Annotated in this window: 16 protein-coding genes; 7 read left to right on the top strand and 9 right to left on the bottom strand. The window is 34.0% G+C overall.

Annotation, left to right across the window (positions count from 1 at the left end):
• Positions 1 to 103 precede the first annotated feature (103 nt).
• The 3 genes from MJQ71_RS01440 to MJQ71_RS01430 all read left to right on the top strand — a co-directional run bounded on the left by MJQ71_RS01440 (position 104) and on the right by MJQ71_RS01430 (position 2,851).
• Positions 104 to 478 carry a helix-turn-helix transcriptional regulator gene (locus MJQ71_RS01440; protein WP_238803935.1) on the top strand — a complete coding sequence of 125 codons (375 nt, stop codon included), beginning with the start codon at positions 104 to 106 and terminating at the stop codon, positions 476 to 478.
• Between the two features lie 90 nt (positions 479 to 568).
• Complete coding sequence (locus MJQ71_RS01435) at positions 569 to 2,146, top strand: sensor histidine kinase (RefSeq protein WP_238803934.1); 1,578 nt, start codon at positions 569 to 571, stop codon at positions 2,144 to 2,146.
• Between the two features lie 12 nt (positions 2,147 to 2,158).
• A complete protein-coding gene (locus MJQ71_RS01430) occupies positions 2,159 to 2,851 on the top strand; it encodes a LytR/AlgR family response regulator transcription factor (RefSeq protein ID WP_238806395.1) in 693 nt (230 codons plus the stop codon).
• On the opposite strand, the gene MJQ71_RS01425 is transcribed toward MJQ71_RS01430, so the two are convergent.
• From MJQ71_RS01425 to rpmH, 4 genes are all read right to left on the bottom strand, one after another.
• The gene (locus tag MJQ71_RS01425) at positions 2,848 to 3,285 is read right to left on the bottom strand and encodes a hypothetical protein (protein WP_238803933.1); all 438 of its coding nucleotides are present in this window, start codon (positions 3,283 to 3,285) and stop codon (positions 2,848 to 2,850) included. The genes MJQ71_RS01430 and MJQ71_RS01425 overlap by 4 nt on opposite strands.
• A 72-nt stretch (positions 3,286 to 3,357) precedes the next feature.
• Positions 3,358 to 5,769 (bottom strand): WD40/YVTN/BNR-like repeat-containing protein, encoded by a 2,412-nt coding sequence (locus MJQ71_RS01420; RefSeq protein ID WP_238803932.1) that lies wholly within the window; start codon positions 5,767 to 5,769, stop codon positions 3,358 to 3,360.
• 83 nt (positions 5,770 to 5,852) lie between these two features.
• Positions 5,853 to 6,245 (bottom strand): ribonuclease P protein component, encoded by a 393-nt coding sequence (locus tag MJQ71_RS01415; protein ID WP_238803931.1) that lies wholly within the window; start codon positions 6,243 to 6,245, stop codon positions 5,853 to 5,855.
• 140 nt (positions 6,246 to 6,385) lie between these two features.
• Positions 6,386 to 6,541 (bottom strand): 50S ribosomal protein L34, encoded by a 156-nt coding sequence (gene rpmH / locus MJQ71_RS01410; RefSeq protein WP_015029776.1) that lies wholly within the window; start codon positions 6,539 to 6,541, stop codon positions 6,386 to 6,388.
• Positions 6,542 to 6,637: 96 nt separating this feature from the next.
• On the opposite strand from rpmH, the gene MJQ71_RS01405 reads away from it, so the two are divergent.
• From MJQ71_RS01405 to MJQ71_RS01395, 3 genes are all read left to right on the top strand, one after another.
• Positions 6,638 to 8,068, top strand: coding sequence for a M61 family metallopeptidase (locus MJQ71_RS01405; RefSeq protein ID WP_238803930.1), 1,431 nt, complete (start codon positions 6,638 to 6,640; stop codon positions 8,066 to 8,068).
• Between the two features lie 93 nt (positions 8,069 to 8,161).
• Positions 8,162 to 8,581 carry an acyl-CoA thioesterase gene (locus tag MJQ71_RS01400; protein WP_238803929.1) on the top strand — a complete coding sequence of 140 codons (420 nt, stop codon included), beginning with the start codon at positions 8,162 to 8,164 and terminating at the stop codon, positions 8,579 to 8,581.
• Positions 8,582 to 8,666: 85 nt separating this feature from the next.
• Positions 8,667 to 9,893: a M20/M25/M40 family metallo-hydrolase gene (locus MJQ71_RS01395; RefSeq protein ID WP_238803928.1), complete on the top strand. Its 1,227-nt coding sequence runs from the start codon at positions 8,667 to 8,669 to the stop codon at positions 9,891 to 9,893.
• Positions 9,894 to 9,937: 44 nt separating this feature from the next.
• Here the strand turns inward: MJQ71_RS01395 and MJQ71_RS01390 are convergent, their stop codons facing one another.
• Positions 9,938 to 11,707 carry a DNA polymerase III subunit gamma/tau gene (locus MJQ71_RS01390; protein WP_238803927.1) on the bottom strand — a complete coding sequence of 590 codons (1,770 nt, stop codon included), beginning with the start codon at positions 11,705 to 11,707 and terminating at the stop codon, positions 9,938 to 9,940.
• Positions 11,708 to 11,802: 95 nt separating this feature from the next.
• Here MJQ71_RS01390 and MJQ71_RS01385 point away from each other — a divergent pair, with 95 nt between their 5' ends.
• On the top strand, positions 11,803 to 12,177 hold the full coding sequence (locus MJQ71_RS01385; RefSeq protein ID WP_238803926.1) for a VOC family protein: 375 nt from the start codon (positions 11,803 to 11,805) through the stop codon (positions 12,175 to 12,177).
• On the opposite strand, the gene MJQ71_RS01380 is transcribed toward MJQ71_RS01385, so the two are convergent.
• The 4 genes from MJQ71_RS01380 to MJQ71_RS01365 all read right to left on the bottom strand — a co-directional run bounded on the left by MJQ71_RS01380 (position 12,174) and on the right by MJQ71_RS01365 (position 15,339).
• On the bottom strand, positions 12,174 to 12,710 hold the full coding sequence (locus tag MJQ71_RS01380) for a hypothetical protein (protein WP_238803925.1): 537 nt from the start codon (positions 12,708 to 12,710) through the stop codon (positions 12,174 to 12,176). The genes MJQ71_RS01385 and MJQ71_RS01380 overlap by 4 nt on opposite strands.
• 71 nt (positions 12,711 to 12,781) lie before the next feature.
• A complete protein-coding gene (locus MJQ71_RS01375; RefSeq protein ID WP_238803924.1) occupies positions 12,782 to 14,062 on the bottom strand; it encodes an adenylosuccinate synthase in 1,281 nt (426 codons plus the stop codon).
• Between the two features lie 101 nt (positions 14,063 to 14,163).
• On the bottom strand, positions 14,164 to 14,631 hold the full coding sequence (locus MJQ71_RS01370; protein WP_238803923.1) for a Fur family transcriptional regulator: 468 nt from the start codon (positions 14,629 to 14,631) through the stop codon (positions 14,164 to 14,166).
• A gap of 186 nt (positions 14,632 to 14,817) precedes the next feature.
• On the bottom strand, positions 14,818 to 15,339 hold the full coding sequence (locus MJQ71_RS01365) for a hypothetical protein (RefSeq protein WP_238803922.1): 522 nt from the start codon (positions 15,337 to 15,339) through the stop codon (positions 14,818 to 14,820).
• Positions 15,340 to 15,346: the final 7 nt, after the last annotated feature.

Below are 15,346 nucleotides of genomic sequence, written 5' to 3'. Positions count from 1 at the left end.
GATACAAAGATGTTAATTCTTTTAGAAATTTGTAGTCAGAATTTCAGATATTTTCTCAGAAAAACTGATTTTAGGTACAAATGTCAAATAAATTAAAATAATTATGAATATCGGCGAAAAAATTAGACAAATCCGTCTTGCAAAAGGTTATTCTCAAGAAAACTTGGCTGATATGTTAGGTATTTCAACAACTGCATACGGTGATATTGAACGAAATAAAACTGAACTAACAATTGTAAGAGCCACAGAAGTAGCCAAAATTTTGAACATTGGTATCGTAGATTTACTTGATATTGAGCTACAACCTATTGATTTTTCGATGGAAAAGCTACATTTGGAAAATGAAAAACTAAAAGCTGAAGTCGAAAAATGGGAAATAACGGCCGCATATTGGCGAGAAAAATACGAAAACCGTTTCGTTGGTAATGTGTTGAGGGTTCTTTCGGAAGAGCCTGAACGTAGGAAAATTGGTTTTTAAGGAAATTCATCACATTTTTTAAATGTCCTACAACATTTTTGTCTTTTGATTCATTTGAAAGCATAGTTTTGTTCAAAAATCAGAACAAAAATGCAAACACTACAAAAACTTAGACGAAATGAATTTTTCCTAATTTTAATTTCAATAACAATTTATGTTGTGCGTCGGCTGTTTCAAGAAGCAAATAGTTTCGATAGAACAGTTACGATTGCCGAACTCAATCATGTTCCTCACAATACAATTTGGCAAGGATTGAGTACTTATAACCACTTCTATAACACTATTTTTCCGACTATCGCTGGAGCAATATTTCTCTTTGCTGCTTGGTATATTTTTCATTTTTGGGTTTATCCACAATTCAATCAGAAGAAAATTGACTCTAAACTGTACTTTTCTGTATTGATTACTATCATTCTTGCTTTCGTTTGTGTTTTCCTTTTTGATTATTTTAAGCTCTACTTTAGATTCAAATATGATAGAAATGAATATATTATTGGGACAAAAGTCTATTCCATTTTCCGTAAATTACACTTGGTTACTGACACAATCGCTATATTGATTGTTATTCTATTCTATGAAGCTTTTGCTCAGTTTTATTATTTTATTCACGCTAAACTAAAAGATGAGCAAGAAGAAAATTATCAATATTTAGATTATTTTTTGATTGGAACTATCAGTATTTTTATTCTTTTTGTAGCTTTATTTGGCAATATTCCACGAAAAGACTATTGGCATGGTGCAATTCGAGATTTATCATTACTCGGAATTGGCATGACCACAATCTATTTTGCCCAAGACTACTTTTATAAGAAAGTGCTACCTTATTTTTCTTTAATTCAGTCGAAAGAATTTTATAATAGGGCTATTCGTTTTTTTATAATCAATTTTATTGGAGCATTTGCAGCATATTTTATTCAATATATAAGTTGGCTAACTTACGGCAACATAATTTTCGGATTTCACGGTGAGTGGATTTTTCAGATGTTTGCTTTATTCTTTTTCCCTTCCATAATTATTGCTTTTCTTAGAAAAGTTTTGACCAAAGAAAAAAATCAACTTCAAACTCAAATCGTTTCAAAGGTTGCCGAGCTCTCTAATCTCCGTTCACAAATAAATCCACATTTTTTATTCAATGCCTTGAACACATTATATTCGGTTTCGTTGAAAGAAAATGCAGAAAAAACCTCCGATGGCATCCAAAAACTAGGAGATATGATGCGATTTATGTTGAATGAGAATCACCAAGACCGTATTCCATTGAGTAAAGAAATTGAATATTTGAATAATTATATTGACATTCAACGCATGAGAATTGATGAAAGTCACAACATTGAAATTAAAGTAAATATTCAAGATTCCGAACGAGAAGTTTTCATTGCTCCAATGTTACTCAATCCTTTTGTAGAAAATGCCTTTAAACATGGAATCAGTTTCAGAAGCCCTTCTTGGATATACATTACGTTAACTCACGACGCTCAAAAATTATACTTCAAGGTTCATAATAGCTTACATCTTAAAAATGAAGTTGATTTAGAAAGTGAAAGCAACGGAATTGGCCTCGAAAACGTAAAAAAACGGCTCGACCTAATTTACCCAAACCGCCATACACTTGATATTCAAGCCTCCAACAATGATTATTTTGTATCTTTGGTTTTAGGAATTTATTAAAATATTTCGATGATAGTTTTATCAGCAATCGCCATTGATGACGAGCCACGAGCTTTGGAAGTCATACAAATGCACAGCACGAAAGTACCTTTTCTTGAACTTAAAGCAACTTTTACAGATGCTTTCGAGGCAATTGCTTATTTGCAAAAAAATAAAATTGATTTGATTTTTTTAGATATTAAAATGCCTGATATTTCAGGCATTGAGTTTGTACAAATTCTTCAAAAACCTCCAATGATAATCTTCACGACGGCCTATTCAGAGTATGCTGTCAATGGTTTTGAATTAGATGCCATTGATTATTTGATGAAGCCATTTTCGTTAGCAAGATTTACAAAAGGTTGTAATAAGGCCCTCGAAATCAAGCATTCAAGAAAAGAAGATACGTTAAATTATATCTTTTTAAAAACTGGCTACGATGAAGAAAAAGTCTTTTTTGATGAAATTCAATATATTGAAGCCGAAGGAAATTATATGGCATATATTTTAGCAAATAAAAAACTTTTATGCCGTCAAAATATTAGCGAAGCAGTCTCTCAACTTCCTGATAATCAATTTATTAGAATTCATCGTTCGTATATTGTAGCGTTGAATAAAATCCAAAAAATTACCCGCCAGTCGGTATGGGTGGCGGGTAATGAGATAACCATTGGAGCTTCTTACGAAAATAAATTAATGGAAATTAGAGAAAAAATAGGGTTTTAACGTATGCCAGTATCTACATTTATTTCAACTTTTGACGTTTGATTTTTCACAAGACTTACTTGTTTAGTAAGAGACCCTTGGGCGTTAAATTGATTAGAACTTCCTCCTTCTGGTAAAATTACCTCTACTTTATAAGTTCCAACAGGGACTTCAAACGTAAAAACGCCTGTTTTATTCAGAACTACTTCTTTGGTAATAGTTTTTCCATCGACCTGCCCAGATAAATCAACTTTGTATTTACTATAAACCAGATTCATTTGGTCATCACTGAAACCACACGGATTAGAATTATTTGCTATAATAGGCACATTTCCGCAAAGTGGTCCAATCGTAACTTTGCCTTCAATGGTTGCTACATCATTGAGTTCTACCGATGTGTTTTCACAAGCAAAAAGTAGTATCAAAAAACTGATAATTAACATTAGATTTTTCATTGTAGTTAATATTTAACTCCTAATTTATATCTATGATTCTACTTTTAAAGAAAAGGTTGGAATCCTGTTATTTTAATTACAACCAGCAATAATTGCAGTAAATACACTATTGCTTTGGGTTTCAAACTTCGGCTCTAGTAAAACGTAATTTTTAGCACTATAAGTACTTTTTGCCCCAGTTTGAATCACATTTGCTGTATTTCCTTTAATATAGGTACCCGAAAGAACAGTTTCTGTGCCTGACATATTACCTGTTTTAACTATGTTTGTAGGGCATGCAGTTAATTTTGTCGTAAAAATACCTCTTCCGTGTGTCGCAACGGCTACTGTATTATCCGAAGAACGATAAAATAATTGAAAGCAGCTAACGTTGGCTAATCCAGTATTTGTAACTCCCCAACCAGGATTGGCTGCTGTAATATCAGTAGAAGACCAAACCCCTAAATCAGTTGCTAGTAGTACTTGTTTTCTGTTATTGGGGTTGAAAATTCCATATCTCACTGGAATATCTGGCAAACCATGTGCAACTTCATCTTTACTTGTCCAATTTGCTCCTCCATCATTCGTATAATACACTGATTTTACTCCGTAATTGGCCAAAGTAACAAGTAATTCATTCTCAGTAGCACCAATTGAAATGGAGGAAACACCCCCAGTATTTAATGTGCCGATAAGCGTAGTAACTTGTCCTGGCTCACCAAAGTTTGTGATTTTATAAATTTGTCCCCCAAACCAACTTCCTGCATAATAATAATAACCAGTTCCAACAAAAATGGTGTGTTGTGTAAGCCCTGCTCTTATGAAAGAAACTGCCGTTGGAACGTTTGTACTATAATAATTTGAAGTAAATGCACCACCAACATTTCTTACTTTCCAAATGGTAGAACCATTAGTTCTATCAACATAAAAAATATTATTTTGACTATCATAATCACCCGTTGTTATAAATTGACTACTACCAACACCTAAATAGGTTTTCGCATCAGTTGCGGTATTCATGTAATAATATCCTCCATATTGAGCTGAAACCAAGGCAATATTGGGTTCATTTTGGTCAATAAATGAAGCAATTCCATCGCCACCATTAACATTTGTTCCGCCTCCAACTACATTTTCAGCAGAAGTAACTTTAAGTGTATTATTATCTTGTGTTCCACCTAGAATATATCCATCTCCAGCAATATTTTTCATCGAAATTCCATAAAATTGGGTAACATTATAGCCAGTATTATGAGCTTCAAAAATCGGAGAAGCATCAGCCGAATTACCATAATCTGGTGAATAAATTACTCCCCCATCATTTCCAACGATTACTTCATTATAGCTTCCGGCATTTGGTCTAAATACAATCGCATGTTGGTCGGGGTGTGGGTATCCATATCCTTGCAATGTCCAAGTTGCTCCGCCGTCGGTTGTTCTACCAAGTACGTTTCCTCCTGCAATCACTAAATCAGGATTCGTAGGATGAACTGCCATAATCATGTCATACCATCCTTGCCCGCCCAATAAACTTGCATTTGTTAGAGTCGTCCAAGTAGAACCTGCATTAACAGATTTTTTTATCCATGCAGGAGAATTGCCTCCATTATCAGCCATTGCATAAATTACTTGACTAGCACCAGACGTTGATTGGGCTAAGGCTAACTCCACTCTTGACTGATTTGGGTCTGGTGTGATCTCTGTCCATGATGCACCACTGTCAGTTGATTTATAAATTTTACTTCCATTACTAAAAGCAGCGTAAAGCACCCCATCAGATGCAATTTCTAAGTCAGAAACAAAACCAGTTCCTGCAAGAGACACCGCCCATGTTGTTCCTCCATCAGTAGATTTCAGTACCCCACTTTGAGTACCTGCAAACACATCGCCAGCATTATTGACGACAATTTTTTGAGTAAATTTAAAATTATTTGAATAAATACCCGTTGAAGTTGATGTGAGCAATGACCAAGTTGTTCCACCGTCCGTTGACTTATAAACACCCGCTCCTTGTAAGGCATCTAAGCTTCCCCAACCTTCACCAGTGCCAACATAAAATATTTGTGTATTAACTGGATTATACGCAATACAACCAATCGTGATATTTGCCCAAAAATCATCAATTTTTGTCCATCCAGAAACCGCAGAGGTTATATCATTATTATACCAAAGTCCACCACCCACACCACCAGCAAAAACACGTTTTTTTGTAGCATCATTTGGGTCAATCATCAATGCTCTTGTACGACCTCCAATATTATTCGGGCCTCTTTCGTACCATGTAAGCCCCGAAATTGCAGTATTTATTGTATGATTTTTTAATCCTTGATTAAGTTTTTCTCGCTCATTTACAAGTCTTTCAAAAGGAACACGACCAAGTTTTGGGTCAATCGTAACACTAATTTCGTGTTCCATTCTCTCTCTTGGAAAATCTTTATTTTCAATTTGAGCGATTACCATTTGTGAGAAGAGTATAAAAAATACAAGAAGTATATTTTTTTTCATAGTAAAATATTTTGGAGTGAAATCTAAACAACAAATATATATAAATTTATGAGCCTTTTATCACATAAATATGCCAATATTTATTAAATGGAATTCATTTTACGAAAAGCCCCTTTCATACCTTTTTCTATCGCTTTAAAATCTTCAATTTCTTTACCAATATAAATAAATGCAATACTATATTTCTTAGAAAGTAGGTTTTTATTTAGTCGATAAGCCTCTTTTATTCGTCGGCGAATTAGATTTCGGTCAACTGCGTGTTTGAATTGACGCTTAGGTACAGAAAACAATACTTGTGTTTTTTGGGGGCAAATAGTAGCAATACTTTCAGAAGATGGGGTTTCGAGAAGTGGTTGAAAAACAATTCTAAGTGGATAAGAAAAAACACCGCCATTGGCAGAATTCTTTCTGTCAAAAAGGCCTTCAATAACCTTTACACTACATAGACGCTCGTCTTTTTTAAATGTTTTTTTCAAAATAGGTTGCGAAAATATTGTTCGCAGAAAAAACATAGAAGAAATTCAAAAAAAAAGCCACCAAAAGGCGGCTCCAATATCTTTATTATCAAATTAGTCAAAAAGCATAATTGATAAAATTTCTATTTGCTGAAAAAGTATTATTTATGCTTTTTCTCATCAGAAACAGTCAATCTCTTTCTGCCTCTTGCACGACGTGCTGCCAAAACTCTTCTTCCGTTGGCTGTTTCCATACGCTCACGGAATCCGTGTTTGTTACGACGCTTTCTATTTGATGGTTGGAATGTCCTTTTCATTATATTTTTGTTATTTTTGTTCTTGGAATCTTAATTCGGGAGTGCAAAAGTACGACTATTTTTTAAAAAGACAAAATCCTTACAAAAAAATCTTGTATGAACTACAAAATATATTCAAAAAACAAAGTTTCTCATTTTATTGATGTTGAATGTGAAATCGAAAATATCAATACTAACACCATCGAATTACAGCTACCTGCTTGGCGTCCAGGACGTTATGAGCTACAAAATTTTGCCAAAAACATTCAAAATCTTGACGTTTTTGACGAAAAAAATAATTTACTAAGTACAAAAAAAGTGAGCAAAGACCGCTGGGAAGTAAGTTGTAACGGAGCAACTACAATCACTGCGAAATACAATTATTACGCCAATACAATCAATGCAGGAAGCAGTTTCGTGGATGAAAATGTTTTCTACGTCAATCCAGTAAATTTATGCATTTATGCCGAAGGTCGAATCAATGAATCTTGTAATTTGTATTTGCAAATAGCTGATAATGAACAAATTGCGGGTGCCTCTTTTCAGAATGCAGCTAAAAGCGATGTTAACACTATTCATTTCCATGATTTCTTTCACTTGGCTGACACTCCTTTTATTATCAGTGTGAATCTCAAACATGATTTTTATAATATTGGAAAAGTTAAATTTAATCTTTGGTTTCAAGGTAACTTTTCGAGAGAATATTTGAAACAAATCAAAACCGATTTCAAGAAGTTTTCACAAGAACAAATCAAAGTTTTTGGCAACTTCCCCGAAAAGGATTATCATTTCATTACTTGGGTACTGCCTGTTCCTTATTATCACGGTGTCGAACATCGCAACTCTACCATGCAAATTCTAGGGCCTGACAGTCAAAACTTTGAAGAATTGTACACAGATTTGCTCGGATTAGCCTCACACGAACTTTTTCATACATGGAATATTTGCAAAATTCGTCCCATCGAGCTGCTTCCTTACGATTTTACTAAAGAAAATTATTTTCAAACTTGCTTTGTTGCGGAAGGTGTAACAACCTATTATGGTGATTTGATGCTTTATCGTTCGGGTGTTTTCGACAGAAATCAGTATTTAAAAGAACTAGAAGCTTGTTATAAACGACATTTTGACCATGCTGATTCGGCGGCACAATCGTTGGTTGAATCATCTTGGGATTTATGGCTTGATGGTTATTCACAAAGTATCCCAAATCGGAAAGTTTCAGTTTACCATAAAGGAGCTATTTCTGCCCAAATTTTAGACCTTCATATTCAAAAAGTTTCAAATAAAACCCGTTCACTCGATGATGTGATGAAGTTAATGTGGAAAGTTTTCGGAAAATCTACTAACGGAACGCCATTATTAGGCTACACAATGCAAGATTATAAAAATATTTGTGAACAAATTGCAGGCGAACCATTAGATTGGTATTTTGAAAAATGTATTTTGGGGAAAGAATCTCTTTTTGATTTATTAAATGAATACTTACAACTAATTGATTTACAAGTAGTTAGAAACGAAGAAGGGCTAGTCAACTTAAAAATCATCTAATAGAAAAAATCAAAAAACCAGATTTCTGTCAAGACTTAGCTACTTTTGCGAATAATAAAACACTGTTTTTCATTCATCATTTATCGTCAGAAAATGTATCAATTCGATTATAATTACCGCATTCGTTATGCTGATATTGACCAAATGGGTTATATGTACTACGGAAATTACGCTCGACTTTATGAAATTGGTCGTGTAGAAGCATTGCGTTCATTGGGTTTACGCTACCGAGATTTAGAAGATACGGGTGTAATTATGCCAGTTTATGAAAATCGTTCTCGTTTTATTGTTCCTGCAAAATACGACGATTTGGTCACGATTCGGGTCATTATCAAAGAATTACCAAAAGTCAGAATTGTATTTAATTACGAAATTTATAATGAAGAAGATACGCTTCTACACACGGGCGAAACCACTTTGGTTTTCTTGAAAACAGCTAATAATCGAATTACTTTTTGTCCAAAAGAGATTTTGGACAGACTGCTTCCATTTTTTCAAACCCAAGAGAAATGATTTTATTGCTAAAACTAATTTATGAGTATATTAGCTGTCAATTTTTGAAATATTTTACACTTCATTTTTAACCACAATATTTTCAATGAAAAAAACAATCGCTTTATTATTACTTTTTAAAAGTATTTCCTTTGCACAAACGCCTAAAATTGAAGTAAAAAATGTACAAAAACATATCGAATATTTAGCTTCAGACAAACTTGAGGGGCGTGGAACTGGTACAGAAGGAGGAAAAACTGCCGCCAAATATTTAGAAAAACAATTCAAAAAAATCGGTTTGAAACCTTATGGCGATAAAGAAACTTTTTTACAAGAATTTCCTGCAAAAAAAGGTTTACCACCAAATATTAGCTATGTTCAAGCAACTAATGTTGTAGGTTTTTTGGATAATGGTTCGGACAAAACTATCGTTATTGGAGCTCATTATGACCATCTTGGCAAAGGTGACCAAGGCAGTTCGCTCGAAGCGAATTCGGTTGGAAGTATTCACAACGGTGCTGATGATAATGCTTCTGGAACAGCGGGTTTAATTGAAATGGCGAAATTCTATGCAAAAAACAAAATCAAGGAAAAACACAATTTCTTGTTTATTGGATTTTCGGGTGAAGAACTCGGATTAATTGGCTCAAAATACTACGCTGACAATGCTACAATTGACTTAAAAACCGTTAATTGTATGATAAATATGGATATGATTGGTCGCTATCGTGACGATAAAGGTCTGACAATCGGTGGTTGGGGAACAAGTAGTTTTTGGGGTAAAAATATTCCTCAATTAGCTATCAATCAATCAGTTAAGTATAACGTAGATTCGGCTGGAATTGGGCCGTCAGACCATACCTCCTTTTATTTAAAAAACCTGCCTGTACTATTTTTCTTTACTGGAGCTCATCAAGAGTACCACAAGCCGAGCGATGATGCTAATTTGATTAATTATGAAGGAGAAGTGAAGGTTTTGGAACTAGCGAAAAGTGTTATTAAAAAAATTGAGGAATCTCCAAAACTTGATTTTATCCAAGTTGCAAATAATCCACACGCTGGAAACGCTCGTAGTAGTTTCAAAGTAACGATGGGCATTATTCCCGATTATGCTTATGACAAAGGAGGCGTCCGAATCGATGGTGTAACTAAAGGTAGGCCAGCCGAAAAAGCGGGTCTTCAAGCGGGAGACGTTATTTTGAAATTAGGCGAAAACTCAACAAGTGATGTACAAGAGTATATGAAAGCTCTAGGAAAGTTTGAAAAAGGGCAAACCATTGATGCTGAAGTAAAACGTGGTGCTGAAAAAGTAATTTTAAAGATTACTTTTTAACTATTTAAACAATTCCTCAAATTAAAAAACATTTGAGGAATTGTTTAAAATACTAATTCCAAACCTAGTTTATCTCTCAATTGTAATAAAGCAGGATTTTTATTGGCTAAATATTCAAACTTTTCTTGAGCCGTATATGGACGACGTTCGGTTGTAGATTCAACAATTTCTGCCAAAATCTGAATGGATGAATTACGTAATTTTTGTCGAAGATAAGTAGCCAAATCTTGTTTCAATTGCATTAAAGCATCCAATTGAATTTGGTTATCTAATTGTAATTTTAGTGTTGTTCCTTCTAGTTCAAACGCTCGTTTCAACATCACTTTCAGCGTTTCATTGTCACGCTCATCTGCAAAAAAATATAATTCTTTCTGCATTGTCTCAAAAGTAAAAGCTTCATTAAGAATAGACGTAGAAAGCTCATTATCAGCACGTTGAAAAGAATTTGACTTCGTATTTAATACTGAGGTTTCTAAATCAACAGTTGACCTTAGTTTAGAAGAAGCCAACGAAGGACGCGTAACTGGAAGCGGTTTTGCTACTGTATTTATAATTACATTTTCTTCAATTGAAGAAGAAGTTTTAATGTTATTTGGCTCATTCAAAGCTGGTTGAATTGGCTCTGAAGTTGGCTTTTTCACCTCAACTTTTGCTACTTCTACCGCGTTAGGATTTTTTTTTTCGTCCCCTATGTTGGGTAGCTCATTCAAATTCAAAACTTGTTCAATTTGAGAGAGTTTCATTAGGCCTATTTCTACGTGCAGACGCTGATTTTTTGCAGATTTGTAATTAATATCTAACTGGCTTCCAACACTCATCGAAGAAAATATATATGGCAAAGAAAGTTTTGCTGATTGTTCCAAATATCGCTGCTGAATAGAATCGGCAACTTGGAGTAATTTGACAGTTTGAGGGTCTTTACTTACCATCAAATTTCGGAAATGTTCATTCAATCCCACCACAAATTGGTGTCCATCAAAACCTTTTTCTAAAATCTCATTGTACAATAAAAAAGCTTCAGTAACACTTCCTGACAATAACGCAGCCGTCATTCGGAAATAGTAATCATAATCAAGAATATGTAAATTTTCTAAGACTGTCTGATAAGTCAATCCATTTCCTGAAGAAAATGTAACATTCAAATCAAACATTGAAAGTGCGTCACGCAAACCACCATCTGCTTTTTGAGCAATAAGTTCAAGTGCCTGATAATCAGCCGTTATATTTTCTTTTTCAGCCACATTTGCTAAATGGTCGGCAATATCTTTTATCTGAATTCGGTTAAAATCGAATATTTGGCAACGGCTTAAAATTGTAGGTAAAATTTTGTACTTTTCCGTTGTTGCCAAAATAAAAATTGCATAGCTCGGTGGCTCTTCGAGGGTTTTCAAAAAAGCATTAAAAGCCGCCTGCGAAAGCATGTGAACCTCATCAATGATATAAATTTTATATTTACCTGTTTGCGGAGGAAAACGTACTTGGTCGGTTAAATTACGAATATCTTCTACCGAATTATTTGAAGCTGCATCAAGTTCGTGAATATTAAATGAAGCATTATTATTAAAACTCCTGCACGATTCGCATTCATTACAAGGTGAAATATCCTCTGTAAGATTCTGACAATTAATTGTTTTGGCCAAAATCCTTGCACATGTTGTTTTTCCTACTCCACGAGGGCCACAAAACAAAAATGCTTGAGCCAAATGATTTGTACGAATGGCATTTTGCAAAGTCGTTGTAATGTGCGACTGACCAACAACTGTATCAAAAGTTATCGGGCGGTATTTACGGGCTGAAACAACAAATTTTTCCATGATGCAAGTTACAAAAAAAAAGGAATTTTCAGAGGTTTTATCCAGCAGAATCGTTTGAAATATTTACTTTTGTAGTAAAAAAAGACAGCTTCAAAATGAATAACAAACTAACAATCAAGGCGTTAAATCACGTTGCATTACAAATCTCCGATATTGAAGTAAGTCGACTTTTTTATTCACAAATACTTAATTTACAGGAGATTAGAACACCTGATTTTGATTATCCTGTTATTTGGTTTGATTTGGGAGAAGGAAAAGAGTTACATTTAATTGCTCGAAAACCAGAAAAAGAATTTACGCCAATTAGGAGCAATCATTTTGCGATGGCGGTGTCAGATATAAAATTTGTAGAAAGGTATTTAATTCAGAAGGGAATAAAATATTTGCCTATAAAATCTCGTCCAGATGGTGTTTTGCAACTTTTTTTAAATGACCCCGACGGTAACTTTATTGAATTGTGTCAATTTTAGTTGGTAAACATTACTTTAAGGGCATTCCAGAGTGTTTTCTTCAATTCAATATTTGTATCTAAAACCCTCAATTCATCTGAAAGCAGAAAATCTACGCCAGAAATATTTTTGGGTTGATAAATATTTAGCAGAATATCCCAATTTATTTTCCCCAAACCAATACCAAAACTTATAAACTTTTTTGTAGTATTCTGAGAAATAAATGACTGATAATCAATTGATTGCACTTTATTTAATTCGATCAAATCAACTTGCTCGATTGATAAACCTATCGCTCCAAGAATTTTCGATAAAAGTAGTTTTTCATTGTCAGAAATTGAATCCGTTAAAATAGCTACTTGATGTTTAAAAACATAAGACGGTAGCAAAGGTTTTTTAACTTCTATATTTGGCGTTGAAATGGGTGCCGTTACTTGCTTAACAACTGTTTTTTCAACAACTGTTTCCAGTTCCTCCATCGATTTTATTTCGATGAAAGCCTTTCGATAAAGTGTTTCTTTGTTGAAAAGATAGCTGGCAAGATGGGGAGTCATTCGCTAATGTAGTTAATTTTTGGAAGTTCTAGAAAACCTCACAGGTTTAAAAGCCTGTGAGGTTTTAGTTATTAAGCTTCTACCGCTTCACGTAAAATAACAGCTTCACGGTCTGGCCCAGTTGAGATAAAACTAATTGGTACTTCAAGAACTTCTTCTAAATAATTAACATAATCTGCTAATTCAGCAGGTATTTGGTCGAAAGAACGCATTCCTTCAAGCGAGCATTTCCATCCTTTAAACGATTTGTAGATTGGTTCTACGTCGGTATCTGTCAAATCAAAAGGCATTTGTTCTGTAACAGTTCCATCTGGTAAACGATAATGCGTACAAATTTTGACTTCATCCAAGAAGTTCAACACATCAACTTTCATCATTATCAACTGCGTTACACCGTTGAGCATGATGCTGTATTTTAATGCAGGTAAATCTAACCAACCTGTTCTGCGTGGACGTCCAGTAGTTGCTCCAAACTCACGTCCTTCTTGACGGATTTTTTCACCTAAATCATCATTCAATTCAGTTGGGAATGGTCCGCTTCCAACACGTGTGCAGTAAGCTTTGAAAATACCAAAAACTTCTCCAACTGTATTTGGAGCAACACCTAAGCCTGAACAAACACCCGCAGCCGTGGTGTTTGAGCTTGTTACAAACGGATACGAACCAAAATCAATGTCTAACAATGACCCTTGAGCTCCTTCTGCCAATACTCTTTGGCCACTTTTTAGAGAATCGTTTACAATATATTCGGTGTCTCTTAAATCAAATTCTTTGATGAATTCAACAGCAGAGAAAAATTCTTTTTCAGCGTCAGTCAAATCGTACTCAAAACTATAAAAGTCTAATATTTGTGTATGTTTTGCTACTAAAGCTTCATATTTTTGCTTGAAATTTGGCGAAAGAATATCTCCTAAACGCAATCCCTGACGAGAAACTTTGTCTGAATAAGCTGGCCCAATTCCTTTCAAAGTCGAGCCTATTTTGGCATCACCTTTGGCTTTTTCATAAGCTGCATCAAGCAAACGATGTGTTGGGATAATGATTGCTGTTTTCTTAGAAATAACCAAGTTTTTCTTTAAATCAAGGTTATATTTACCTAAAGCATCAATCTCCTTTCTAAAAATAATTGGGTCAAGAACTACACCATTTCCGATAATATTTAAGCAATCTGAGCGAAAAATACCTGATGGAATTTGATGCAGAACGTGCTTATTGCCATTAAACTCAAGTGTATGACCAGCATTTGGCCCTCCTTGAAAACGTGCAACTACTTGATAATCAGGAGCAAGCACATCAACAATTTTGCCTTTGCCTTCATCGCCCCATTGTAAGCCTAAAAGAATGTCAATCATCTAATTATTATTGTTTAGTCAATGTCTGCTGACAACTGTCGATAGACATAAAACTCATGGTAAAAACTCTATTTATATCGTTAAATCTTCAAAATATTTAATCAAGAAGCTACTTTATTTTCACAATTTTCACGTTCACAATTTCCATAAAAAATCAGCGAATGGTGCATTACTTTAAATTTCAGCATATCTCCTACCATCGTCTGAATATTTTGTATTCGTGGGTCACAAAACTCCATCACTTTATGGCAATCAACACAAATTAAGTGGTCGTGTTGCTTAGAACCATAAGCTTTTTCGTATTGAGCCAAGTTTTTGCCAAACTGATGTTTCTTTACCAAATCACACTCAACCAACAAATCAAGCGTATTATAAACTGTTGCTCTACTCACTTGATATTTCTTGTTTTTCATAGAAATATACAAATCTTCGACCTCGAAATGGTCATTTCTTGAATAAATCTCGTCCAAAATAGCATATCTTTCGGGTGTTTTTCGGAGTTGTTTTGTCTCTAAATAAGCCGTAAAAATACTTTTTGCCGATTCAAAATTTGAAGGAGTAGAAACCATTTTATCGCAATGAGTTTGACTGTAATTTTAGGATAAAATTACTAATAAAATGTAGAACTACCATCATTTATAAAATTATTGAAACAATTAGCTAGATTTATTCTAATATATTCTTCAATAAATACCAAAAGCACTGATTTTCATCTGTGCTTTTGAGTAAATATCGCTATTTATATAAGGTATTTTTTATTTTAATGAAATCGAAAAACCAACTGCGTTACTTTCCGTGATTCCAAATTTTATTTTATCAATATTGTTGAAAGTATTCCGATTTTTTTTGGTTGAATTATAAATATCAACCGAATGCTGAACCAGTTCATTAGACGATTCTATCATACAAACGCCGCCTGCTAAAAGCCCTAAACCAGCCAACAACTTTGTTAAACTTCTTATTTTGTAATCAACCATTTTTCCATCAATTTCAGCAGAAGCATCAACTCCTTTGAGTGCAATAAATGCTAAACTAATTCCGCCTAAAGCCACAACTGGCCCAATTGGTTTTAAAATATTTGCCCATTTATACTTTACTTTTGCTTTTGGGTTTTCTTTTAAGAGATTAATTATATTCGATTTTGATAACCTTGCTGAATCGCTGTAAACATACGTTGAAAGAAATATTCTTTTTGCTCGTAGTGAGTCGGTATTTTGGGTAAAAGCATTAAAAAAGCTAAAAAGAGCGACACTAACTATCAAGAAAAATCTCTTCATCTGTATT

The organism is Emticicia aquatica (genome assembly GCF_923079645.1).
GTDB classification, from domain to species: Bacteria; Bacteroidota; Bacteroidia; order Cytophagales; family Spirosomataceae; genus Emticicia; species Emticicia aquatica.
The sequence above is the reverse complement of the archived record's forward strand: the minus strand, read 5'-3'. Positions and strand labels throughout refer to the sequence as shown.